21 protein-coding genes, 1 pseudogene and 2 riboswitches are annotated in these 23,489 nt (G+C 59.3%); of the genes and pseudogenes, 15 read left to right on the top strand and 7 right to left on the bottom strand.

Going from position 1 to position 23,489, the window contains the following annotated elements; translation table 11 throughout:
• Positions 1 to 1,570 (top strand): annotated as a pseudogene (gene istA, locus CYG48_RS18555) (IS21 family transposase).
• Positions 1,500 to 2,234: an IS21-like element helper ATPase IstB gene (gene istB / locus CYG48_RS18560; protein WP_118852039.1), complete on the top strand. Its 735-nt coding sequence runs from the start codon at positions 1,500 to 1,502 to the stop codon at positions 2,232 to 2,234. The pseudogene istA and the gene istB overlap by 71 nt, the downstream one beginning before the upstream one ends.
• A 30-nt stretch (positions 2,235 to 2,264) precedes the next feature.
• Here the strand turns inward: istB and CYG48_RS22955 are convergent, their stop codons facing one another.
• From CYG48_RS22955 to CYG48_RS18585, 5 genes are all read right to left on the bottom strand, one after another.
• Positions 2,265 to 2,570, bottom strand: coding sequence for an AAA family ATPase (locus tag CYG48_RS22955; RefSeq protein ID WP_445304366.1), 306 nt, complete (start codon positions 2,568 to 2,570; stop codon positions 2,265 to 2,267).
• A 301-nt stretch (positions 2,571 to 2,871) separates the two neighbouring features.
• On the bottom strand, positions 2,872 to 4,329 hold the full coding sequence (locus CYG48_RS18570; RefSeq protein ID WP_118852040.1) for a cobyric acid synthase: 1,458 nt from the start codon (positions 4,327 to 4,329) through the stop codon (positions 2,872 to 2,874).
• Between the two features lie 3 nt (positions 4,330 to 4,332).
• Positions 4,333 to 4,947: a cob(I)yrinic acid a,c-diamide adenosyltransferase gene (gene cobO, locus CYG48_RS18575; RefSeq protein ID WP_118852041.1), complete on the bottom strand. Its 615-nt coding sequence runs from the start codon at positions 4,945 to 4,947 to the stop codon at positions 4,333 to 4,335.
• Positions 4,944 to 5,690: a CbtA family protein gene (locus CYG48_RS18580; protein WP_118852042.1), complete on the bottom strand. Its 747-nt coding sequence runs from the start codon at positions 5,688 to 5,690 to the stop codon at positions 4,944 to 4,946. The genes cobO and CYG48_RS18580 overlap by 4 nt, the downstream gene beginning before the upstream one ends.
• A 10-nt stretch (positions 5,691 to 5,700) precedes the next feature.
• Entirely contained in the window at positions 5,701 to 5,877 is a 177-nt protein-coding gene (locus tag CYG48_RS18585; RefSeq protein WP_118852844.1) for a CbtB domain-containing protein, read from the bottom strand.
• 34 nt (positions 5,878 to 5,911) lie between these two features.
• Positions 5,912 to 6,103, bottom strand: a riboswitch (cobalamin riboswitch).
• A 61-nt stretch (positions 6,104 to 6,164) separates the two neighbouring features.
• Positions 6,165 to 6,371, top strand: a riboswitch (cobalamin riboswitch).
• On the opposite strand from CYG48_RS18585, the gene CYG48_RS22960 reads away from it, so the two are divergent.
• The 7 genes from CYG48_RS22960 (at position 6,329) to CYG48_RS18620 (ending at position 14,679) form a co-directional block, all read left to right on the top strand.
• The gene (locus CYG48_RS22960) at positions 6,329 to 6,868 is read left to right on the top strand and encodes a DUF1636 family protein (RefSeq protein ID WP_150132736.1); all 540 of its coding nucleotides are present in this window, start codon (positions 6,329 to 6,331) and stop codon (positions 6,866 to 6,868) included. It overlaps the preceding riboswitch by 43 nt.
• Positions 6,865 to 7,902, top strand: a complete 1,038-nt coding sequence (cobW, locus tag CYG48_RS18595; RefSeq protein ID WP_118852044.1) for a cobalamin biosynthesis protein CobW — start codon at positions 6,865 to 6,867, stop codon at positions 7,900 to 7,902. Before CYG48_RS22960 ends, cobW begins: the two co-directional genes overlap by 4 nt.
• A 16-nt stretch (positions 7,903 to 7,918) precedes the next feature.
• Positions 7,919 to 11,239 carry a cobaltochelatase subunit CobN gene (gene cobN, locus CYG48_RS18600; RefSeq protein WP_118852045.1) on the top strand — a complete coding sequence of 1,107 codons (3,321 nt, stop codon included), beginning with the start codon at positions 7,919 to 7,921 and terminating at the stop codon, positions 11,237 to 11,239.
• Positions 11,236 to 12,546, top strand: coding sequence for a precorrin-3B synthase (gene cobG / locus CYG48_RS18605; protein WP_118852046.1), 1,311 nt, complete (start codon positions 11,236 to 11,238; stop codon positions 12,544 to 12,546). Before cobN ends, cobG begins: the two co-directional genes overlap by 4 nt.
• Positions 12,543 to 13,172: a precorrin-8X methylmutase gene (locus CYG48_RS18610; protein ID WP_118852047.1), complete on the top strand. Its 630-nt coding sequence runs from the start codon at positions 12,543 to 12,545 to the stop codon at positions 13,170 to 13,172. The genes cobG and CYG48_RS18610 overlap by 4 nt, the downstream gene beginning before the upstream one ends.
• On the top strand, positions 13,169 to 13,906 hold the full coding sequence (locus CYG48_RS18615) for a precorrin-2 C(20)-methyltransferase (protein ID WP_118852048.1): 738 nt from the start codon (positions 13,169 to 13,171) through the stop codon (positions 13,904 to 13,906). Before CYG48_RS18610 ends, CYG48_RS18615 begins: the two co-directional genes overlap by 4 nt.
• Positions 13,903 to 14,679: a precorrin-3B C(17)-methyltransferase gene (locus tag CYG48_RS18620; protein ID WP_118852049.1), complete on the top strand. Its 777-nt coding sequence runs from the start codon at positions 13,903 to 13,905 to the stop codon at positions 14,677 to 14,679. Before CYG48_RS18615 ends, CYG48_RS18620 begins: the two co-directional genes overlap by 4 nt.
• On the opposite strand, the gene CYG48_RS18625 is transcribed toward CYG48_RS18620, so the two are convergent.
• The gene (locus CYG48_RS18625; RefSeq protein WP_282571719.1) at positions 14,658 to 15,464 is read right to left on the bottom strand and encodes a cobalt-precorrin-6A reductase; all 807 of its coding nucleotides are present in this window, start codon (positions 15,462 to 15,464) and stop codon (positions 14,658 to 14,660) included. The two genes, CYG48_RS18620 and CYG48_RS18625, sit on opposite strands and share 22 nt — an antisense overlap.
• Here CYG48_RS18625 and cbiE point away from each other — a divergent pair.
• From cbiE to cobM, 3 genes are read left to right on the top strand one after another with little or no spacing between them, the layout of a single operon-like run.
• Positions 15,412 to 16,659 (top strand): precorrin-6y C5,15-methyltransferase (decarboxylating) subunit CbiE, encoded by a 1,248-nt coding sequence (gene cbiE, locus CYG48_RS18630; RefSeq protein WP_445304364.1) that lies wholly within the window; start codon positions 15,412 to 15,414, stop codon positions 16,657 to 16,659. The genes CYG48_RS18625 and cbiE overlap by 53 nt on opposite strands.
• Before the next feature lie 11 nt (positions 16,660 to 16,670).
• Positions 16,671 to 17,042, top strand: a complete 372-nt coding sequence (locus CYG48_RS22965) for a cobalamin biosynthesis protein (RefSeq protein WP_445304367.1) — start codon at positions 16,671 to 16,673, stop codon at positions 17,040 to 17,042.
• Entirely contained in the window at positions 17,039 to 17,821 is a 783-nt protein-coding gene (gene cobM, locus CYG48_RS18640; RefSeq protein ID WP_118852052.1) for a precorrin-4 C(11)-methyltransferase, read from the top strand. Before CYG48_RS22965 ends, cobM begins: the two co-directional genes overlap by 4 nt.
• Here cobM and CYG48_RS18645 read toward each other — a convergent pair.
• Complete coding sequence (locus tag CYG48_RS18645; protein WP_118852846.1) at positions 17,797 to 18,906, bottom strand: cobalt-precorrin-5B (C(1))-methyltransferase; 1,110 nt, start codon at positions 18,904 to 18,906, stop codon at positions 17,797 to 17,799. The genes cobM and CYG48_RS18645 overlap by 25 nt on opposite strands.
• 53 nt (positions 18,907 to 18,959) lie before the next feature.
• On the opposite strand from CYG48_RS18645, the gene cobA reads away from it, so the two are divergent.
• From cobA to CYG48_RS18660, 3 genes are all read left to right on the top strand, one after another.
• On the top strand, positions 18,960 to 19,754 hold the full coding sequence (gene cobA, locus CYG48_RS18650) for a uroporphyrinogen-III C-methyltransferase (protein ID WP_118852053.1): 795 nt from the start codon (positions 18,960 to 18,962) through the stop codon (positions 19,752 to 19,754).
• Positions 19,751 to 21,064, top strand: a complete 1,314-nt coding sequence (locus tag CYG48_RS18655; RefSeq protein WP_118852054.1) for a cobyrinate a,c-diamide synthase — start codon at positions 19,751 to 19,753, stop codon at positions 21,062 to 21,064. The genes cobA and CYG48_RS18655 overlap by 4 nt, the downstream gene beginning before the upstream one ends.
• A 398-nt stretch (positions 21,065 to 21,462) precedes the next feature.
• Entirely contained in the window at positions 21,463 to 23,361 is a 1,899-nt protein-coding gene (locus tag CYG48_RS18660) for a potassium transporter Kup (protein WP_118852055.1), read from the top strand.
• Positions 23,362 to 23,489: the final 128 nt, after the last annotated feature.

Below are 23,489 nucleotides of genomic sequence, written 5' to 3' on the forward strand. Positions count from 1 at the left end.
TTGAAGAGTGTGGATACGATTGCGCGTGTCCGACGAGCCTTCCATGTTCAGGGTTGGTCGGTAAAGAAGATCGCCAGAGAACTGAATGTTTCGCGGAATACGGTCCGCAAGATTGTGCGCTCCGATGCCACCGAGTTTACCTATAAGCGAGAACATCAGCCGCTACCCCGGATCGGAGCCTGGAGTGGCGATGTCGAGCGGTTCTTGATTTCGAACGAAGGCAAGCCGTCTCGTGAGCGGCTGACGTTGATCCGGATTTATGAAGAGGTCCGGGCTCTTGGCTATGATGGCAGCTACGATACCGTCCGCCGTTACGCCAAGTCCTGGGCCAAGGCACGCGGAACGGTCACGTCCGAGGCTTACGTTCCGCTCTACTATGCACCCGGCGAAGCCTACCAATTCGATTGGAGCCACGAGATCGTCCTGATCCAGGGCGTGACGACGACGGTGAAGGTGGCGCATGTCCGGCTCTGCCACAGCCGGATGATGTTCGTCCGGGCCTATATGCGAGAGAGCCAGGAGATGGTCTTCGATGCGCATGACAAGGCCTTCGCCTTCTTCCGTGGCACCTGCACACGCGGCATCTATGACAACATGAAGACGGCGGTTGAGGCCGTGTTCGTCGGCAAGGGACGTGTTTATAACCGCCGGTTCCTGCAGATGTGCAGCCACTATCTCGTCCAGCCAGTTGCCTGCACGCCAGCATCCGGCTGGGAGAAAGGACAGGTCGAGAACCAGGTCGGCCTTGTACGCGAGCGTTTCTTTACGCCACGCCTCAGGGTCAAAAGCCTGGAAGAGCTGAATGCCTGGCTACTCGATAAATGCATTGCCTATGCCAAGGCTCATGGCCATCCCGAACAGACGGGACAGACGATCTGGCAGGTATTCGAAGCCGAACGCAGCAGCCTCGTGCGCTACGTCGGCCCATTCGACGGTTTCCACAGTGTCCCGGCATCCGTGTCAAAGACCTGCACGGTCCGTTTCGATAACAATAAATACTCCGTCCTCTCAACGGCGGTGGGTCGCCCTGTCGAAGTTCACGCCTACGCCGACCGGATCGTTATCCGACAGGACGGGATGAATGTGGGTGAACACGAGCGTTGCTTCGGCCGAGGTGAGACCACTTACAATCCTTGGCACTATGTTCCTGTCCTCGCTCGCAAACCTGGCGCATTGCGTAACGGCGCACCATTCAGAGACTGGGCGCTGCCAGCCGCGATGGAGAAGGTCCGCAAACGGCTGAAGAGCGACGATGATGGTGATCGGCAAATGGTTGCCATCCTTGCATGCGTGCCCGTTGACGGTCTCACGGCTGTCGAAGCGGCCTGCCAGGAGGCTCTCGATCATGGCGTCTGCTCCGCATCCGTGATCATCAATATTCTGGCTCGAAGCCGCGATCCGGCTCCCGCCGTGACCCTGCAAATCCCGGATGCGCTTCGGCTTGCCCATGAGCCGGTCGCCGACTGCGCTCGTTACGAGAGGCTCAGGAGGGTAAGTTGATGGAACCCACGCAGGTTCTCGAACTGATGAGCACGCTGAAGCTCTACGGAATGCGCAGCGCCTACGATGAGGTCATGGGAAACGGCATCAAGCGGCAGCATGAACCACCGCGCATTGTCGGTGATCTCCTGCAGTCGGAGATCGCCGAGAAGCAGGCACGCTCCATTCGCTATCAGCTCAGCATCGCCAAATTGCCGTTGGCAAAAGATATCGACGACTTCGATTTCGCCGATACGCCCGTCAATGAATCTCTGGTGCGGGAACTGGCCACCGGCACCTTCGTCGCAGACCAGCGCAACGTCGTCCTCGTCGGCGGCACGGGAACCGGCAAGAGCCATCTGGCCATCGCGATTGCCCGTGCTCTCATCCGCAACAGCACACGTGGCCGCTTCTTCAACGTTGTCGATCTGGTCAATCGGTTGGAAACAGAGACGCGCAACGGCAAGCAAGGCCGGACGGCGGATTACCTTACACGCCGCGACTTCATCATCCTCGATGAACTCGGCTATCTGCCGTTCGCGCAGGCAGGAGGCCAGCTCCTGTTCCATTTGATCAGTCGGCTTTACGAGCGCACCTCGATCATCGTCACCACGAACCTTGCCTTCGGCGAATGGCCGCCGGTCTTCGGCGATGCGAAGATGACGACCGCACTCCTCGACCGCCTGACACATCACTGCGAGATTGTGGAAACCGGAAACGAATCCTGGCGCTTCAAAAACCGCTCTCAAAGCTAAAGCCGGAGATACCCATCACCCGCACTTGGCCTACCCTCTGCAACCCCGGCCAGCGCCGGGCAGGCCAAGCGCTGATCGTCTACAGGGGGGGGGTGAAGATTGGATAAGTAAAAGGGGTGAATGTTCGGTGCTGATTGACATTTCGGGCCAAGGCGGTGTCAGGAAGACTCGCGAGTAGTAGCGGCTGGATTGTATCAGCGTATCAAGAGCGGGCTCACCAGCCGCGTGCTCAAGGGCCGCCGCGTCTACAAGCCCTCGATCAAAGAAGACCCAGCCACCACTTCGGGCCGCGTGCTCGCGGTCCCAGCAGCGAGGCTGATCGCACGTCTTGCGAATGCAGCCAAGTCAACCCATGGAACCGCAGTGCCATCCCGGCGCGACTTCGGGCGACAGCGCTCTTGAACAGATATGAACCGCCGGTGCCTGCGTTCAGTAGTTCGCCGCGCCGAAGATTATTCGAACGCCTCACTTTGCGCGCTTGATCCAGTCGACGTTTTCTTACCTGACGCCACACTATCGCGAGTGAACGCCTGCCTGTTGTCGAACAGCGTTTAATCCATCGCGGCACTAAGCAATAGTGCGGATCAAACCGACCGCGCTTCAACCTCGATGAGTGAAGCTTTCGGCTTTGATCGTCTTAGCGCGCAAGTGTAAGGAGCATGTCCAAATCAAGATGTTGCTCGACATGGTCCGCAAGGCGGTCAAGTACTGCATCTATCTCTGCGTTATAATCGAGATGAGATGCGGTTCCTCCGATCCTGCAAAGCCAGGCCGAGCGTTGCCGATTGTCAGCGAATAATCCATGGACATAGGTTCCCGTTACGCGCCCATTCACTGAGATCGCACCCTCGTCTTTGCCGTCGACAGTCGCAAACGGTCGAGAACAAGCGGGTCCCTGCGTGCGCCCGACATGCATTTCATAGCCAGAAAAGAACTCGCCGTCGAAGCTTCGCCCCTCGACCGCCTGCAGTCGCTTCTGCCCATCCAGTTGCGTCTCTACGTCAAGCAGGGCAAGACCATCAATCGAGCCCGGTTCACCTTCGAAACCAAACGGATCGCTTACCTTCCGACCTAGCATCTGGTAGCCGCCGCAAAGGCCGAGGACATGGCCACCACGGCGTGCGTGAGCGACAATATCAACGCCGAGGCCACTCTCCTTCAGGACCCGGAGATCTGCAATCGTAGCTTTGGAACCGACGATAAGTACGAGATCGCAGTCATTGGGCAGTATCTCGTGCGGTCGCACCCGGATCAGATCCACATCAGGCTCTGCCTCCAGCGGATCGAGATCGTCGAAATTCGATATGTGCGGCAGGATTGGTACGGCGACGCGCAGTTTGGTGCCAACCTTCCGCTTCTCCGGCTGCCCCAGCCCTAACGCATCCTCAGCAGGAAGACGGGAAGCATCCTTGAAGAAGGGCAGCAGCCCGATCGCCTGCCAGCCGGTCAAAGCGGCCACTTGTCGCATCCCCTCTTCGAAGAGCAGAGGATCGCCGCGGAACCGATTGACAATGAAGCCAGCGATCATTGCCGCATCGGGGGGATCGAGCACTACTTTCGTTCCGACCAAGCTCGCAATCACACCTCCTCGGTCAATATCCCCGATCATCACGACCGGCACATCGGCAGCACGAGCGAAGCCCATGTTGGCGATATCGTTTTGGCGCAGATTGATCTCTGACGCGCTACCGGCGCCCTCCACCAAGATCAGATCCGCCGCCGATTTTAGCCTCGAAAAGCTGTCCAGGACATGGGGCATCAGCGCCGCCTTCATCCGCTGATACTCGGCGGCCCTTGCATTACAAAGTACACGGCCCTGCACCACGACCTGCGCGCCCACGTCACCCTGTGGCTTTAGCAGTACCGGGTTCATGTGAACACTGAGGGGCACGTTTGCGGCTCTCGCCTGCAGTGCCTGCGCCCGCCCAATCTCACCGCCATCGGCGGTCACCGCAGCGTTGTTCGACATGTTCTGCGGCTTGAACGGTAGGACGGTAACCCCCCGCAGTGTGAAGGCACGAGCGAGTGCTGCAACAACGAGCGACTTCCCTACGTCCGAGCCCGTTCCCTGGAACATCAATGCGCGGGCTGCCATCGCTCAGAACTCGATGCCTGCCTGAGCCTTCACGCCGGCCTTGAAGTGGTGCTTCACCAGCGTCATCTCCGTCACGAGGTCAGCCGCCTCAAGCAGAGCCGGCTTGGCATTGCGCCCGGTAACGACGACATGCAGATCAGGGCGCCGTGCTTGAAGCGTCGTGATCACGGCATCAATGTCGAGATAATCGTAGCGCAGCGCGATGTTCAGTTCGTCCAGGACGACAAGGGCTATCGTCTCATCCTGCATCAGGTCCACCGCCTTCTGCCAGGCACGTTCCGCTGCTGCGATGTCCCGTTTCAGATCCTGCGTTTCCCAGGTAAAACCCTCGCCCATCGTATGCCAGACCACACGATCTCCGAAGACCGCGAGCGCAGGTTGCTCTCCGGTAGACCAGGCGCCTTTGATGAACTGGACGATACCGACACGCCTGTTGTTGCCAAGCATCCGCAAAGCTAGGCCGAAGGCCGCAGTGGATTTACCCTTGCCGGAGCCGGTGTGCACGAGGAGAAGGCCCTTTTCCAAGGTCTTCTCCGCAACTTCAGCATCCTGAATGGATTTACGGTTTGCCATCTTGGCGCGATGGCGTGCCTCGACTTGTTCGTCGACCTGTTTCACCGCACTGGCTCTGCCGCGCCGTTGGAATATGCCTCCTCTCCACCGCGAAGTCGAGCTCTCACAACGCCTGAGACTGTGCCGAGCATCGCCCAGAAAAGCAGGCTTGTTGCGAAAACGGATGCTACAAAACGCGCATGCAATTCCAACGGAACCGCTGTTTCGTGAGTGTCGGGTAGGGGCGCGCCCCACAGATGAGGGGCAACAAGTGAAAGGATGCCCAACACAGCGAGGGTTGGCGCTTTGGTATAAGCGAGCAGACCCAGCCCCAGTGCGGTCAAAGCTGCCGTCGCAAACCACCACAACTGCCGCGCGGCCAGATCGGCTGCAGGCATCCCGGGAAGTTCTGGCGGCAGTCCGAGCCCCGGCGCCAGGCTGAAGGCAAGGAAGCCGGCTAAGCCAAACATAAGCCCACTCCTCCACCCATTGAGCGTTCCCAGCGCCTCCGCCGCCGTCAACAGAATGAGAGCGAAGCCGATCCCAGCAAGCATGTTGGAAGCAGCCGTGTAAACGAAGCGCTCCGTGCCGTCGGCCGGCGTCCATCCCTCTTCTCCATGATCATGTGCAGGCGTACCCTCATCATGCGCATGGGAGTGGGAATGCCCAACCTCCTCGCCTTTGCCTTCAAAGGTTTCAGCGTGAATAATAAGTGGGATCGTGGCGTAGCTCTGCAGCACGGTAAGGATGAGCCCAGACACAAGCCCGGACACCACCGCCGCCAAGACGATGTTGCGAAACAAGTACATGTCGGCTTCCTCAGTGGCAGGGGAACGCGAGTGAATGACGCGAATCGTGCGCGGCGTTGTGAACAACCTCCATATGCGAGAAGCCTACGAACCCTATAACAAACATGCCGAGCATGGCCGTTATGCTAAGGGGAACAATCTTGGAAGCGGAGGCACCGAGTGCAATGGCTGCCGTCTTGGTCGTCATATCGTTTCCTTTCGCCCTCAACCCCGAGAGCATCTTCTTCACCAACGCGTCGGCAGGTCTCCTGGCTTGCGGATCACACGCTTTCTCCCGCCTTCCCAGATTTCTCCAGTGGCACTTGGGAGTAAAGCTCTCCGCTTACAGTTGCGGGGGCAGCCGCGGAATCGACTATCAGTCTCACCGCATTCCCTTTTCGTCCCGTTCGGACACCGACGATATCGGCACTATACTCTAATCGTCCTTGAGGGCAATCCGAATAGGAGAACGCATTGACACGACCCCATACGCGGGCTTACTGAAATGCTGACGGTTCCTTTCCGGCAACGGGAGGGACGAAAAGGGAATGCGGTGCGATTCAATTTGGATCAATGCCGCGGCTGCCCCCGCAACTGTAAGCGGATAGCTTCAGCCATAAGGCCACTGGGAGACACCCGGGAAGGCTGGTTTGAGAGCAATGACCCGCGAGCCAGGAGACCTGCCGTTGAGATGCTGTGCTTTGCCGGGCGGGGTGCTCCGGTGGAAGCGACGATCACGATGGCAGATCCGTAAGTGCGAGTCTGCCTCCGCGCCCCACATTCAGTTGAGTTGGAACGCGGCATTGATCAACGATCAGCCTAACATTGAACCCGATGTAACGATCTTCGTGTGCACAAACTGCCGTGCAGGGTCCGAGGATGACTCGCGGCCCGGGATCGGACTGATCCACGCGCTGCGACAGGCAACTGCACATCTGCCACTTTCGGTGAAGCCTGTGACCTGCCTCGCCAACTGCGAGAAAAGTCCGAGCGCAGCCTTCAGGCACCGCTCCGGATGGTCTTACGTGTTCGGTCACCTTGCCCTTGGGAACGTTGATGACATCGTCCATGGCGCCATGATGCTCGCTCAGGATGAACGCGGCTTTCTGCCCTTGCGCGGTCGGCCCTCCTGTCTCCGCGGCAAAGGTATGACAGCTCGCATCCCTCCTTTCCATCATCATGAGGACTTGCCCCAATGACCATCGATGTTGATCGTGTGCCGTGTACAGTCGTGACCGGTTTCCTTGGAGCGGGAAAGACAACGCTTATTCGACACCTCATGGAGAAGCTCCCAGGTAAGCGCGTTGCCATCATTGTCAACGAGTTCGGCGACGTTGGGATCGATGGCGAGGTCTTGAAGGGCTGCGCCATCGAAAGCTGCCCCGACGAAAACATTATCGAACTCGCGAATGGCTGCATCTGCTGCACGGTAGCAGATGACTTCGTACCGGCGATCAACCAGATCTTATCCCTCAGACCCCGCGTAGATTACATCCTAATCGAGACGTCTGGACTTGCTCTGCCGAAGCCGCTCGTTCAGGCCTTCAATTGGCCTGCAGTGAAAGCCCGTGTTACGGTGGACGCCGTTGTGGCCGTCGTGGACGGGGTTGCTTTGGCTGAAGGGCGCGTTGCCAGTGATCACGACGCTCTTGAAGCACAGCGCCAGGCCGACGGGTCCATCGATCACGACGATCCAGTCGAAGAAGTCTTCGATGACCAAATCGCCTGCGCCGACCTGATTGTGCTTACCAAAACCGACCTGCTCGATCTGGGCGCCCTTACAAGGGCAAAGTCGCGCGTGGCGGCACACCTGCCCCGCGCCGTGAAGATCGTTGCGTCCGCCCATAGTTCGATCGATCCAGGCGTTCTTGTCGGACTGGAACTGGCGGTTGAGGATGATATCGAGAGCCGCAGGACACATCACGATGATGAACTTGATCACGACCACGATGACTTCGAGAGCTTCGTGTTGGATCTGCCTGCAGTTGCCGATGCAGAGGATCTTGCCAAGCGGATCGCCGAGACTGCAGAGGCAAAGGGCGTGTTGCGCGTGAAGGGTTTCGTAAACGTCGCGAACAAGCCGATGCGCTTGCAGGTTCAGGCGGTAGGCTCACGCGTCAACCACTATTTCGATCGCGTTTGGGCGCCTGGGGAAACGCGCCAAACGCGGCTCGTCGTGATCGGTGAAAGAGGCATCGACCGTTCTGCAATCGAGAGAATGCTGGCGGCCTGAAGGCCAGAATGACATTATGCACATACTTGCTACCACATCGTCGTCACTTGACGACCTCATCGAGCCGGTTGACCTGAAACAGGCACCGGCTGATGTGGTGGTCCTGTCCTTCTCGCCCAGCGATCTCAACAGCATCACCTCTGCCTGGCCCGCGAGCGGCGCCACATCTATCAGCACGGCAAACCTCAACGATCTCCGCCACCCGATGTCGGTTGACTTGTGGCTGGACAAGACGGCAGTCCATGCCAAGCTGATCTTGGTGCGCATCTTGGGTGGCTTTGATCGGTGGCAGTATGGTGTGGAGCAACTTGCAACTCTCGCTAGAACCAGAAATATCAAGCTGGCACTTCTGCCCGGCGAATGCAGTGTTCGGGACGATCGTCTTGCAGCGGCATCCACCGTTAACGCAGATCAACTGGCTGCCATCCTTGCCTGCTTCCGTCAGGGCGGGCGCAATAACATGCTACTGCTGGCAGGCCATCTGGACGCGCTCGCACGTGATCAGGTGATTGACCTTGTTCCTGCGCAAGAAGTACCCAAGAGCGGGTTCTATCACCCGGGCACGGGTATAGTAGCGCTTGACTCGCTACTGGCCAATCAGCCCTGCTCCGCTCCGCGGTTGCCAATTCTCTTCTATCGGTCGATGCTGCTCGCCGATGATGTGTCTCCGATCGACAAACTGTTCGAGTGCCTAGCCGCACGCGGCTTTGTTCCCATACCGTTGTTCCTCGGCAGTTTGAAGGATCCAGAATGTCTTGACTTCGTCCAGACAGCTATGGAGGCGATCGATCCTGCGGCCATCTTGTCGACCACGGCCTTTGCCGCGGGAGCGGACGTGAATAACGACACTATTTTCGATATCTGTGGCGCACCTGTGTTCCAGATTGTCGTCGCAACGACGCCACGGGACGCGTGGTCGAGTAATGAACGCGGCCTTGGACCATCCGACCTCGCCATGCACGTCTTCCTCCCGGAATTGGACGGCAGGATTCTCGCCGGTGCCATCTCTTTCAAACAAGGTACCGAGTTGTCGCGTGTCTTCAATCAACCCGAACTAGATCGAGTTGAACACGTCGTTGAAAGGATCGGCAGCTTCCTGCGCATGCAGCGGACGCCTCGGGCTGAGCGGAAGATAGCGATCCTCATGCCGGACTATCCAAATGCTCCCGGCCGGACCGGCTATGCCGTTGGACTGGACGTCCCGCAAAGCGTGCTCTCGATTATGGATACATTGGCAGCCGCAGGATATCGGCTTTCAACTCAGCCCAGCAGCCCGCGCGATCTTTTGGGCCGGCTGGAGTGCGAGGGTGGGCTGGCGCTGGATGACTACATCCGCAGCTTGCAGCTGCTGCCTGCAGGCGCCTTAGAGGCAACCGAAGCCGCATGGGGTCCATGCGAGCATGATCCTGACGTAGCCGGAGGCGTCTTCCGGTTCCGCGCGCATACCTTTGGGAACGTCACCGTTGCGCTCGCTCCTGACCGTGGCCGGCACGCAAATCGACGCGCCGATTATCACGATCCGCACCTCCCACCTCGCCATTCCCTGCTTGCGTTCGGTATGTGGCTACGCCAGACGCTCAATGTCGACGCCGTGGTTCATGTCGGTGCCCATGGTACACTGGAATGGCTTCCCGGCAAGACGGTTGCGCTGTCAAAGTCCTGCTTTCCCGAAGTCGTGCTAGGTGGCCTCCCTGTCATCTATCCGTTCATCGTTTCCAACCCCGGGGAAGCAGCGGTGGCAAAACGGCGGATCGGAGCGGTGACCATCGGTCATCTGCCACCGATGCTGAGCAGCGCCGGTCTCACGGAAGATCACATGAAACTGGAACTGCTTGTCGATGAATATGCACAAGCCGACGGTCTGGATCGGCGGCGCCGAAATCGGCTTGCACAGTTGATAGTTGAAACAGCCCATGAAGTCGGCCTTGGTGCCGAAGCCGGTTTCTCGCGTGATGATGATCCCGACACTGCGCTCGCGAGGATCGATGCGTTCCTGTGCGATCTGAAGGATTTCTCGATCAAGGACGGCCAGCATGTCTTCGGCGTTGCGGCTAGGGACGAAACCGATGGGCTGAGGCTTGCCAGTGTGGCTTGCGAACGCGCGGCTTTACTGGCGGCCTTGGACGGTCGGCACATCCGTCCGGGTCCCTCAGGAGCACCAGCGAGGGGTCGCCGTGACGTTATGCCCACTGGCCGCAATCTCTATACCAGCGACCCTCGTACCCTTCCCACCCCTACGGCATACGAACTCGGCAAACAGGCAGCAGACGAGGTGCTGCGTCGATACCTCCAGGATCACGGTGAATGGCCAAGAAGCCTCATCTTCGACCTCTGGGGAAGTGCGTCGCTTCGCAGCGGCGGCGAAGAGGTCGCGCAGGTTCTTGCGCTTATGGGAGCACGGCCGACGTACGATCCCGAAACCGGGCGCGTAACCGGTCTCGACATCATCCCGCCGGCTCAACTCGGACGCCCCCGGGTCGACGTGACGCTGAGGATATCGGGGTTGTTTCGCGACATGTTCCCCGCCCTCATTGCCCTTTTGGACGCTGCGACGCGCGCAATCGCGAAGCGCCGGGAAGCGCCAGGTGATAACCCGCTTGCCGAAGCGGCAGAACGGCAAGGCCAGGTGCCTCTCCGCATATTCGGCTCGGCACCTGGCACCTACGGAGCGGGTATCGAGGATCGTCTATCCAGCGGTGATTGGCATGAACGCGAGGAATTGGGACAGGCCTATCTGGATAACACAAGCCATGCCTTCACGGGCGCGGAAGGTCGCGCCCGTGAAGCAGTGGGACATTTCGCTGATCGCGTTGCCGAAGCCGACTTGCTGGTTCATACCGGTGATGATCCCGGTCGTGACTTGCTTGATGGATCCGCTGATGTGTCTTTCATCGGCGGCTTTTCCGCGGCGGTCGCGGCGCTGGGTGGAAAAGCGGATGTCATAGCGCTTGATACCACTAACCCGAACAAGCCGAAAGCGCGCTCCATTTCCGAAGCTGTGACGCGTGTGGTCAGGGCTCGCGTCGTCAATCCGCGCTTCGTTGCCGGCCAAATGCGGCACGGACCGCGCGGCGCTGCTGAGCTAGTGGAGGCGGTCGATCGGCTGATTGGCTTCGCGGAGACCACCTGCGCAATCCCCCAGTCGCTGATTGAGGCGACGTACGACTCTTATGTCCTAGACCCGCAGGTGCGAAACTTCCTGTTGTCGCAGAATCCTGAAGGGGCACGTTACATGGCAGATCGTTTTCGTTCCGCCCTGCAGCGCGGGCTTTGGCACCCGCGCAGAAATGCGGTAGACGAGGAACTGGAAATGCTTGCTCCCGGGAGGGCGGCATGACAGCGATCTTTCAAGAGTCGAACAAGAGCGGCTTGCGACGTGGAGCCTGCCCTGCCCTGTCTTCTCCTATGAGCACCGGTGATGGACTGCTTGCGCGTATCGCCTTAATCGATCGTATCAGTACAGGGCAACTGTCGCAGTTGTGCGTGCTCGCGAGCCGCCACGGGAATGGCATCATCGATATCTCGTCACGTGGAAATCTACAGATCCGTGGTCTCAGCGATGCTTCAGCACGGCTACTAGACCAAGACGTGCGGGCACTGGGATTGCCGGTACGGGAAGATCTCGCCGTAGAACACCCCCCCCTTGCGGGATTGGATGCTACGGAGATTGCCGATCCCCGTGAGCTTGCAGCGGCCATCAGAGAAGGCTGCAGGGGCATCGAAGGTCTTGCTCCAAAAATGTCTGTGGTCGTCGATGGTGGGGGACAGGTGCGGTTGTCAAACCTGCTGGCCGACATCAGACTTGTAGCCAATCCGCATGAGGAAGGTGGTGGCTGGACGATCATGCTCGGCGGCACAGAAGTGTCCGGCCGCATCCACGCCACCATGAGCGGCGGCGACGCCGTAGCGGAGGTGTCGAGACTGCTAAAGATGCTGGCAGCGATAGGACCAGATGCGCGAGGCCGAGATCTCGCCGGGGCCCTCCCCGACAGCACGGTCTCAACAGAAGCAACACCCCCTTTTGGAATTCGGCCCTTGGTGGACGGGAGGTCCGCAGTCGGAATCGGCCTCCCATTCGGCCAGATTGCAGCGGAGCGGCTTCGTGAGCTTTGTGCCAAGGCGAACGACCTGCATATCGATCTCGTTCAGCCCACAATCGAACGTTCGGTGCTTTTCCTTGGTAAGTCTCAGTCCTGCAAGGCATTGCTCGATTTCGCCGAACAGCGGGAGTTCGTAGTTGCTCCACTAGATCCCCGAGGCGCTATCGCAGTGTGCTCAGGCAGTCCCGCCTGCGCGTCAGCAGCAATCCCAACTCACAGTCTGGCCGCCGGTGTCCTGGCAGAATTTGCGGATCTGCTCGACGGATCCTTCAAGCTACATGTCACCGGCTGCCCAAAGGGGTGCGCCCATCCTCAGCCTTCCCCTCTTGCCCTTTGCGGTACAGCCACCGGCATCTCCTTCATCTCTGGTCGCGCAGCCGATCGTCCTTTTCTTACCATATCAAGAACAGAGACGCAGTCCGCGCTCCGTCAGCTCGCCACTTTTCTCAAGCGTGAGAAGCGCGAGGGGGAAAGCTCTGCTGCCTGCCTTTCCCGGCTAGGTCCAACTGCGCTAGCCGCCAATACCATGTCAGGACGTTTATGATCTCATACGACTACATCCGTGAAGGTGATGCTATTTACCGGCAGTCCTTCAATATCATTCGCAAGGAGGCGGATCTCTCTGCCTTCACCGAAGAACAGGCCGACATCGCCGTTCGGATGATCCATGCCTGCGGACTCGTCGGGGCTGCGGAACATTTTCTTTTCTCTGCCGACTTCGTTGCCAAGGCTCGCGGAGCGTTGCATGCTGGCGCGCCGATCTTCTGCGATGCAGAAATGGTGGCTCACGGCATTACCCGCGCTCGTCTCCCAGCCGACAACCCGGTCATCTGCACCTTGCGTGATGGCAGGACGGTCGAGATTGCGCGTACTATCGGGAATACGCGGTCGGCCGCAGCACTCAATCTATGGGACGGAATGGGCGGCGCGCTCGTCGCAATCGGAAACGCTCCGACTGCTCTCTTTCGACTTCTCGAACTACTCGATGCCGGAGCACCTCGCCCCGCCGCCATAATTGGCATGCCTCTAGGCTTTGTCGGCGCAGCAGAATCAAAAGATGCCTTGATCGCCCACTCGTTCGGGATTCCTTATGCTGTCGTGCGCGGACGTATGGGGGGATCGGCAATGACGGCTGCAGCAATCAATGCGCTCGCGAGGGCTGGTTTGTGACTTCAAGTACGACAGGGAAGTTGTTGGGCGTTGGCACAGGTCCCGGCGATCCGGAATTGGTGACACTCAAGGCGGTCAAAGCTCTTCAGGAGGCCGATGTGGTCGCCTTCTTCTGCAAGAAAGGTAGCAAGGGGAACGCGCGCGCAATTGTCGACGCGCACATTCGACCAGAAATCATAGAAATGCCGCTGGTTTATCCGGTTACGGTCGAGACGCAGAAGGATGAGCCCGACTATCTGCGCTCCATTGCAGAGTTCTTTGATCGTTCAGCCGCTAAAATTTCCCATCATCTGGATGAGGGACGCACGGTCGCCGTTCTGAGCGAAGGAGATCCGTTGTTCTATGGCTCCTACATGCATCTACATGTTCGCCTTGCCTCCCGATATGCGACCCAAGTCGTAGCAGGCGTAACCGCGATGTCCGGCTGCTGGTCAATGGCAGGACTACCTCTGGTGCAGGGAGATGACGTATTGAGCATCCTGCCGGGGACTCTGCCTGAAGAGGCGCTGACAAGTCGGCTGCTTGATACTCATGGTGCCGTGATCATGAAGGTAGGCCGCAACCTGCCGAAAATTCGTCGGGCCTTGCAAGCGGCCGGCAAACTTCAAGGCGCTCTTTATGTGGAACGCGGTACGATGGCCAGCGGAAGCGCGCAACCGCTGGAAACACGCGACGAGAGCCCTGCGCCGTACTTCTCAATCGTGCTGGTCCCTGGCTGGAATACGCGACCATGAACAGATCGGCTGCCGGATCATTGACTGTGGTAGGGCTTGGCCCTGGTAATCCGGAGCAGATGACGCCGGAGGCAGCGGCGGCCGTTGCCGCTGCTGAGGATTTCTTTGGCTATTTCCCGTATCTTGATCGGCTCTCCCTTCGTCCCGACCAGCGCCGCCACGCTTCGGACAACCGCGAGGAGCTGGCCCGCGCCAGGGCGGCGTTGCAGATGGCCATCGCAGGTGGAAAAGTCTGCGTCGTCTCCGGCGGCGATCCTGGCGTTTTCGCCATGGCGGCTGCCGTCTGTGAGGCAATCGAAGAAGGACCCTCGGACTGGAGAGATCTCGAGGTTCTTGTTGTTCCGGGCGTCACAGCCATGCTTGCCGTTGCTGCCAAGGCCGGCGCGCCTCTGGGGCACGACTTCTGTGCCATTTCTCTCTCGACCAACCTGAAGCCTTGGGCGATCATCGAAAAGCGTATTACTGCTGCGGCAGAGGCCGGCTTCGTCATCGCCTTCTACAACCCTGTCAGCAAAGCCCGTCCGCATCAGCTCAGCGAAGCGCTTGATCTTCTGCGTCGCCATTTGCCAGCCGATGTACCGGTGATCTTCGGCCGCGCAGCCGGCCGGCCAAACGAATCTATTCGGATCCTCCCGCTCGCGGATGCGACCAGTGACATGGCCGACATGGCGACGTGCATCATTATCGGCTCGGCGGAAACGCGGTTAATCAGGCGAGGTGACAGGCAGCCTCTGGTCTATTCTCCCCGCAGCTACACAGGCGGGAAAGCATGAGCGAGATAGCGCACCAATTCATCCACGGATCCGACTTTGAGAACCTCCGGCAGCGATGGCCGATCAATCAGCACAACCTCTATTCCAAGCTTCCGGGCCGCCGCGATTTTACCATAGCTCGCAGGGCCGCCGCTGTTCTTCGCGATGACAACATCGATGTCGTGCTCGAGCAACAGTCCCTCCTCTTCAGCTTCCTTGAAGGGGCCGCGGCCGGTAAAATAGACAGCCTGAGGAACCTTGAGCGGCGGGTCCACCGGATCGACGCTGCGAATCACGTAGCGGTGCTGCGGTGCCGCCTCGAACGGCAGCAAGTCCTGTCGGCCAAGCGTCAGGAAAACGCGACGGGGGCTTGGTCCCAACACCGCGACGGCATCACTGACACTGCTGGTGGTCCGCCATCGGTCGCCAATCTGAGGGCTCCATGGTGCGCGCCGCAACGCGATCAACGGGACACCCGAAAGCTTCGATGCAAGCGCCGCATTGGCGGAAATCTGCGCAGCATAGGGATGTGTTGCATCCACCAGCATGACAAAATCTTGGGCACGAAGATAGCGCGCCAGTCCTTCCACCCCCCCGAAACCGCCAACCCGCAAGGGGACGGTATGCTCCGCGGGGGATCGGGTGCGGCCCGCCAACGAGAGTTGCACAGCGTATCGCCGGTCCGCACCCAGCAGGTCCGCGATCCGGCGCGCCTCCGCCGTTCCGCCAAGTATGAGGATGGGGTACTTCACAATGTCTCCTGAGTCGAACCGCGACCATGCACCGTTGACCCGCTGGCTGTCCATCGTTGGGATCGGCGAGAATGGTGTTCTTGGACTAGGTGACGGTGCAAAGCGAGCTATATCTTCTGCTCGTGTAGTCTTTGGAGGCCGGAGACACCTCGAACTTGCATCACCTTTGATTTCTGGCGAGGCGCGAGCATGGGGAACGCCATTCGATGTAACAATGGCTGACGTGATGGCGCTGAGGCAGCAGCCGGTCTGCGTGCTTGCTTCTGGCGACCCTTTCTTGTTCGGCGTCGGGGTTACTTTAGCCAAACTCGTACCTGCCAGCGAATACGCGGCGTTTCCCGCTCCATCAGCCTTCTCGCTTGCAGCATCGAGGCTCGGCTGGCCACTTCAGGACGTAGAAGCCGTTTCGCTTCATGGCCGTCCAATCGACCTGATCCGTCCGCTCCTGCATCCAGGCCGTCGGGTGATGGCACTGACATCCGATGGCCAGGGCCCTGCAGCCATTTCACACTTGCTCTGCGAAAATGGGTTTGGAAAGTCCCGAATGACGGTTCTTGAGGCGATTGGCGGCGACAAGGAGCGCTTGCGAACATCTCGGGCATCGGAGTTTCGGTTCGACGATATTAATGAACTAAACGTCGTCGCGATTGAGTTGTACGGAACAGGGCGTATCTTGCCCCTTTCGAACGGCCTCGACGACGATCTGTTCGAGCACGATGGTCAGATTACAAAACGCGAAGTCCGTGCCGTGACGCTTTCGGCCCTCGCTCCCCGCCGTGGCGAGTTGTTATGGGACATCGGCGCAGGCTCAGGATCGATCGGGATAGAATGGATGTTGCGGCATCCGTCGATGCGAGCCATTGCAGTAGAAAGGAATCCAGTCCGGGCAGCACGCGCGTGTCGGAATGCTCAAACCTGTGGAGTACCGGATCTCAAGGTCGTTGAAGGCACCGCTCCAGGGGTCCTTACCGACCTTGACGATCCAGATGCAATCTTCATCGGCGGTGGCGGCAGCGAGAACGGCTTACTCGAAGCGGCTGCGGCACGACTGAAGCCCGAAGGGCGGCTGGTGGCAAATGCCGTGACACTTGAGATGGAGACAGTTCTGCTTGCCGCACACGCGCGGCTAGGGGGCCAATTCATCCGCCTGCAGGTTAGCCGGGTGGAGCCGGTGGGTTCAATGCAAGGCTGGAAGGTAGCAATGCCAGTGACGCAATGGATCTGGCAGAAGACGGAGGAGCAACAATGATCGTGGCCGGGATGGGCTGCAGGCGCGGAACGCCCGTGAATGAACTCGAAGCCGCACTGCTTTCGGCCTGTGATCGCGCCCGCATCGATCCTGCTTCTATTCGCGCCTTGGCCACAGGACGGATCAAGGCGAACGAAACGGGCTTAATAGACCTTGCACAGCGCCTCGGTTTGCCGCTTCACATAGTAGGAGACGAGGAACTGAGGGCATCTGCGCCGCGAACTCACACAATCTCCCGCCAGAGCCTCGCACACACACAATCGACCAGCCTCTCAGAAGCAGCAGCGCTTGCCGTGGCAGGCGCCAGCGCTCTCCTGATTGCAACCCGCATAGTAACCAAACGCGCCACGTGTGCACTAGCCCAGTCGGCGGAGGCTCAATGACTGTCCATTTCATCGGAGCGGGACCCGGAGCCGCCGACCTCATCACCGTGCGCGGCCGCGACCTCATTGCCCGCTCGCCTGTCTGCCTCTATGCCGGCTCAATCATGCCGCGGGAACTCATCGAGTACTGTCCCCCGGGCGCACGCATCGTGGATACTGGTTCGCTGTCGCTGGAAGATATCGAAGATGAGTTCTTGAAGGCACATCGCCAAGGAAAGGATGTGGCGCGGCTGCATTCAGGCGATCTTTCGGTATGGAGTGCGGTGGCGGAACAGATACGCAGGTTGGAACGACACGGCATCGACTTTACGATGACCCCGGGGGTTCCATCTTTCGCAGCCGCCGCCGCGGCACTCCGACAAGAGCTGACGATCCCTGAGCTCGCGCAGAGTCTTGTCCTCACTCGCACCTCCGGCCGCGCTTCCCCGATGCCGGAGAGTGAGACGCTTGCAGCCTTCGCGGCAACGGGCGCAACGCTTGCTGTTCATCTTGCCGTACATGTCATGGGCCGTATCGTTGAAGAACTCATTCCATACTACGGCGCCGCATGCCCAGTCGCGATTGTCGTGAAGGCCAGTTGGCCGGAGGAGCGGATCATCCGCGGCACGTTGGCAGACATTGAGGCCAAACTTGCCTCCGAGCCCGTCGAGCGGACAGCCCTGATCTTTGTTGGTCGTAGCCTTGACGCAGGTAACTTCCCCGAAAGTCAGCTCTACAATGCGGATTACGTCCGGCGCTTCCGCCCGGGGTGGGCTCAAGACTGTGAGGCTTCTGAATGACCGGTTGGCGCGAAGGGTGCCAATCCCCTAAGGCCGCCCTCACGGTCGAACACCAGGACTTCGAGCGAGATGTCAGGCCTGTTCAGAACCTTGGACGCGGTCGTCCATGCAAGCGACGCAACCCGGTCGCCCAGATCGAGACCCGCCTCCAAGGCTATTTCAAATGCACCAGCCACAGTGTTGGCGGCCGCGATCTGAAGAGCAAGATCCTCCTCCGCGCCGCCGTCACGTGCAACTTGCGCAAGCGCTTCCAAGTCAGCCAGTCCGCGCTTGGAATGGACATCGAGCATCCCCTGAGCGAGCTTCGTCATCTTGGCAACACCTCCCGCGATCGTGACGTGCGACACCGGGTGATCGCGCAGATATTTCAGCATGCCACCGATGAAATCGCCCATATCGATCAAGGCAATCTCGGGAAGGTGATGGTGCGCAGCAACGGCACGCTCGGATGTACTCCCGGTCGCCCCGGCAACGTGAGTGACGCCAGCCGCCCGAGCGACATCGATGCCCCGCCAGATCGAGTGGATCCATGCAGAACAGGAGAACGGAATCACGATCCCGGTAGTGCCAAGGATCGATATCCCGCCGATGATGCCAAGACGCGGGTTGAGTGTCTTTTCCGCGAGTCTTTCGCCATCCAAGACCGATATTTCGACTTCCATGTCGGCATGCGGTCCGGCAACTTCGGAAATCGCTGCGATGATCATCTTGCGTGGCACCGGGTTGATCGCAGGCTCGCCCGGCGGCAAGGGCAATCCGGGACGGGTGATCCGCCCCACTCCCTTGCCGGCTCGAAATGTAATACCGGAGCCATGGTCGCTGCGGCGTACAGTGCTGCAGATCATTGCTCCATGCGTCACATCAGGATCGTCTCCGGCATCCTTGACGATTCCAGCGGTTGCAAATCCTGCACCCATTGTCTCCTGCGCCAGCACAAATGCCGGCCTCTGCCCACCCGGCAACGTAACCTCCACGATCGGGGGGAAATGGCCTTCGAGCAAAGCCTGACATGCCGCCTTGGTCGCTGCTGCCGCGCAGGTGCCCGTGGTCCAACCACGGCGGAGGTTCTTGCCTTCGCTGATCATGAACGTTTGTATATCCTTGCAGCCGATCCGCGTCATTGGCAAAAGGTTGCCGCATGAACTTAATAGATACACTCGCAACCATCTCCGCATCCGACCCAGCTTTTGAGCCCGGGCATGTCTGGCTTGCGGGAGCAGGTCCAGGTCATCCGCGCTACCTTACGCTGGAAGTTGCAGACGCGTTGTCAAAAACAGACAGCATTGTTTATGACGCGCTTGTCTCCCCTGAAGTTCTCGCACTCGCCACCGGTTCCGCGGAACTGCATTTTGCCGGAAAGCGGGGTGGCAAGCCATCGGAAACCCAAGACAACATTACCTCCACGCTGATCCGGCTCGCGCGGTCGGGCAAGAAGGTGTTGAGGCTCAAAGGAGGAGATCCCTTCATCTTCGGCCGGGGTGGAGAGGAAGCAGAGGCGCTTGTCCAGGCTGGCATACCGTGTCGTATTCTGCCAGGCATGACTTCTGCAATTGCAGCACTCGCCTCTGCGCGCATCCCGGCCACCATGAGAGGTATAAGTCGCTCCATTACGTTCACTACCGGTCACGCCGCCGGCTCTGAAGATGATCTCGACTGGCACGCCCTTGCGAGACTGGGCGAACCGATCGTCGTCTATATGGGTCTAAAGATGATCGGAGAGATCAGTCGGCTTTTGATGGAGGGAGGCATGGCGGCTCAGACGCCAGTTGCCGTACTGATGGCGGTATCTACTCCCGATGAGCGGATCTTGCTCGCCAAGCTCGAAACGGTCGAAGCCGAAGTGCGGCGACAGGATTTTGCCGCTCCTGCACTTATCGTCATCGGTGATATTGTGCCAGTACGCAAGCTTCTAACACCCGGTCAACGCTCTTGACACCACGCGCGATTATTGTTGGTGCGCCACGCTCCGGCTCTGGAAAGACCAGCGTCACCGTGGGCCTGCTTCGTGCTTTTGCGAGGAACGGCGTGAAGGTACGGGGCGTGAAGAGCGGACCCGATTACATCGATCCGGGCTTTCACGAAGCGGCAACAGGTCATCCTGCTCTCAACCTCGATAGCTGGGCCATGCACCCGTCACTCCTTTCTCATCTCGCAACGGAACAGGCTTCGGATGCTGACCTGCTGATCATCGAAAGCGCTATGGGTCTTTTCGACGGGATACGCGGCGAGCCGAACCGTTCTGGTGCGGCGTCAGATCTCGCTGCACTGTTCGGAACTCCGGTACTACTGGTTCTCGATGTTTCGGGGCAATCACAAACGGCAGCCGCCATCGCTTACGGTTTTGCACACTACGATCCGGCGATCAGGATAGCCGGGTGCGTGCTTAATCGGATCGGCAGCGAGCGCCACAGGACACTTTGTACTGACGCCATCACCCGCATTGGCCTCCCGACTCTTGGATCGGTCTTCCGTGACCCGAGCCTTATACTGCCAGAGCGCCATCTAGGCCTAATTCAGGCAACCGAGCATCCGGAGATGAACACACACATCGATCGGTTGGCGGACGCCATGGAGGCGTCCATAGACTTGGAGGCGGTGTTTTTGGCAGCCGCACCGTTCGACCCGCCAAAAGGCTCCTCCGATCACGCCATCCCCCCACCGGGTCAGCGGATTGCCGTTGCCCAGGATGCGGCCTTTACCTTCGTTTACCCACACGTCGCGCGCCATTGGCGCTCCGCTGGTGCTGAAATTGTTCCCTTCTCGCCACTTGCGGATGAAGCGCCACCTAAGGACTGCGACGTTTGCTGGCTTCCTGGCGGATACCCTGAACTGCATGCTGGTCGTCTTGCCGTTGCAGAGACGTTCAGGAACGGCCTTATATCTTTTGCCGACACTCGGCCGGTTCATGGCGAGTGCGGTGGATACATGGTACTTGGAGCTTCATTAGAGGACGCAAACGGCGAAATGCATAGGATGACCGGCCTCCTTTCGCATCAGACCAGTTTTGCGAGCCGAAAAATGAACCTTGGCTACCGACAAGCGACTTTGCTTTCAGACACCGCTATCGGTTGTAAGGGGCACGTCATCCGTGGCCACGAATTCCACTATTCCCGCGTTATATATCCTGGAGACGATGAGCCGCTTGCGCTGATCGTTGATGGCTTAGGGAATTCGATCGGCGTCTCGGGCGGCCGGCGCGGCAATGTCAGCGGCAGTTTTTTCCATGGGATCGCTCGAGGTTAGCGGTGCCTGTTTCGGACGATGGGCAGCCTTGAGGAAGCGATGCTGTTCGAGAACTATGTTTCCATGCCATTTCCAGCTCCCATTGTTGCTCGGCACCTGGTTTTGCGGGTCGGCTGTAGAGATCTTAGAGAAGTTTCACGTTCAATCAGACGCGTTCATGCTCGTGCCTTCAGGGGCTCCGGTCCACTGGGCAGCCGGATCGGAGGGCGAAATAAACTGAGGCGTCACGGGAGCGGCCTCGTTCTGACCGCATTGCAAGCTGCCGCGCCGAGCGTCGCCTATGGCGGCAAAGTGGAGATCTTAGATCGCGACGGGCCGCTCTACTTTCTTGACGATTGCTAGCACCAGAGAATGATCATATATCGCGCCGCCGGCGTCAGGCCGCACCTGGAGAATCCATGACCGCAGTGCATGCCTCATCCGAATCGCCGTCCGAGACGCGCAAGTTCCTCGTTCTTCTCGTCGGCTCCATCGGCGTCGTCTACGGCGATATCGGCACCAGCCCGCTCTATGCCTTCCGTGAGGCGCTGCGGCCGTTCTCCGACGATGGCGTGCAGCAGCAGGAAGTGATCGGCCTTATCTCTCTGATGGTCTGGACGCTAACCATCATCGTCACCTTCAAGTACGTCCTGTTCCTTCTGCGGGCGGACAACGATGGTGAAGGCGGCACGCTTTCCCTTCTGGCACTTCTGATGAAACAGACTGGCAGCTACATGCCTATCCTGTTTTTTGCAGGCCTAATCGGATCGGCACTATTCATCGGCGACGCTATGATCACCCCGGCCCTTTCGGTAATGTCGGCGCTGGAAGGAATGAAGCTGGTGACACCAGCCTTCACCAACTATGTGCTGCCTCTCTCGGCTGCCGTCATGGTCGGCCTCTTCGCTATCCAGAGGAAGGGAACAGGCGCTGTTGCGAAGTTCTTCGGCCCGATCACCGTAGTCTGGTTCCTCGCCATGGCCTGGGGAGGCCTGATCCATATCGGCGACGATTGGACTATCCTCCAGGCGCTGAACCCGATCAACGCCTTGTGGTTTATCACCCATGCAGGGTGGGCTGGCCTGATTGTTCTCGGGGCAGTCTTTCTGACCGTCACTGGAGCCGAAGCTCTTTACGCCGACCTCGGCCACTTCGGCCGCAAGCCGATCAGCGTGGCCTGGTTTATGTTGGTTTTCCCAGCGCTTGCGCTGAACTACCTCGGCCAAGGCGCCCTGGTACTTGGTCACCCTGAGACGATCCACAGTCCCTTCTACCTTCTCTATCCCGACTGGGCGCTGCTGCCGATGGTCATCCTCGCCACAATGGCGACCATCATCGCCAGCCAGGCCGTCATCACCGGAGCCTTCTCACTCGCACGTCAGGCGGTTCATCTGGGCTTCCTGCCCCGCCTCCTCATCACCTTCACGTCCGAGACAAACACCGGACAGATATACGTGCCAGCGGTGAATGCCCTGCTCTTCGTCGGCGTGATCGTGCTGATCTTCTCGTTTGGCAACTCGGAGTCTCTGGCGACCGCGTACGGCATCTCCGTCACTGGCGCGATGGTGGTGACGACGCTGATGTCCTTCCAGTACCTGCGCTCGGTCTGGGGCTGGAACACGCTTGCCGCTGCTGCCGTCCTGCTGCCGCTGCTCGTGCTGGAGTCGGTCTTCCTCGCAGCGAACCTCTTCAAGATCCACGACGGCGGCTGGGTACCCGTACTGCTGGCGCTGGCCATCATGGTGATCATGTGGACCTGGACGCGTGGCTCGCGAATACTGCGTGAGAAAACCGCGCGCAACGAGCTTCCGCTGGAGTCCTTCATCCGCTCCTTTGAGAAGTCGGCACATCCTCCCGCCACCGTCCCGGGGATGGCCGTCTTCCTGACCAGTCATGGCGACACGACGCCCGCGGTTCTCCTTCATAACATCAAGCACAACCACGTCCTTCACCAGAAGAACGTGATCCTTACGGTCAGGACCTCCGACAAGCCCTATGTCTCTGACGACCACCGCGCCACCATCACACCGATCAGCGACAGGTTCTCCAAGCTGGAGTTGTGCTTCGGCTTCATGGAGCAGCCGAACGTCTCCAAAGCGCTGGCGATCTGTAAGAAGCGCACGGAGTTGAAGTTTGAGATCATGAACACGTCGTTCTATATTGGGCGGCGTACGTTGATCGCCGACCCGAACTCGGATTTGCCGCGGTGGCAGGACCGGCTCTACATCGCACTCTCGGGCCTCGGCATTGACCCGTCCGATCACTTTCGGCTTCCCGCGAACCGTGTGGTTGAGATCGGCGAGCAAGTGACGGTCTGAGCTGACCTCTGAGCATATAGCCTGTGCAGTTGATGGGAATTCGAACCAACGATCCTGCCTTGTTAGTCCAGTGTCGGCCCAAAGCGGACAGAGCAATGAGGGTGAGACCTACTCTTTATCATGTTCAA

The organism is Neorhizobium sp. SOG26 (assembly GCF_003491345.1).
Taxonomy (GTDB): Bacteria; Pseudomonadota; Alphaproteobacteria; order Rhizobiales; family Rhizobiaceae; genus Neorhizobium; species Neorhizobium turbinariae.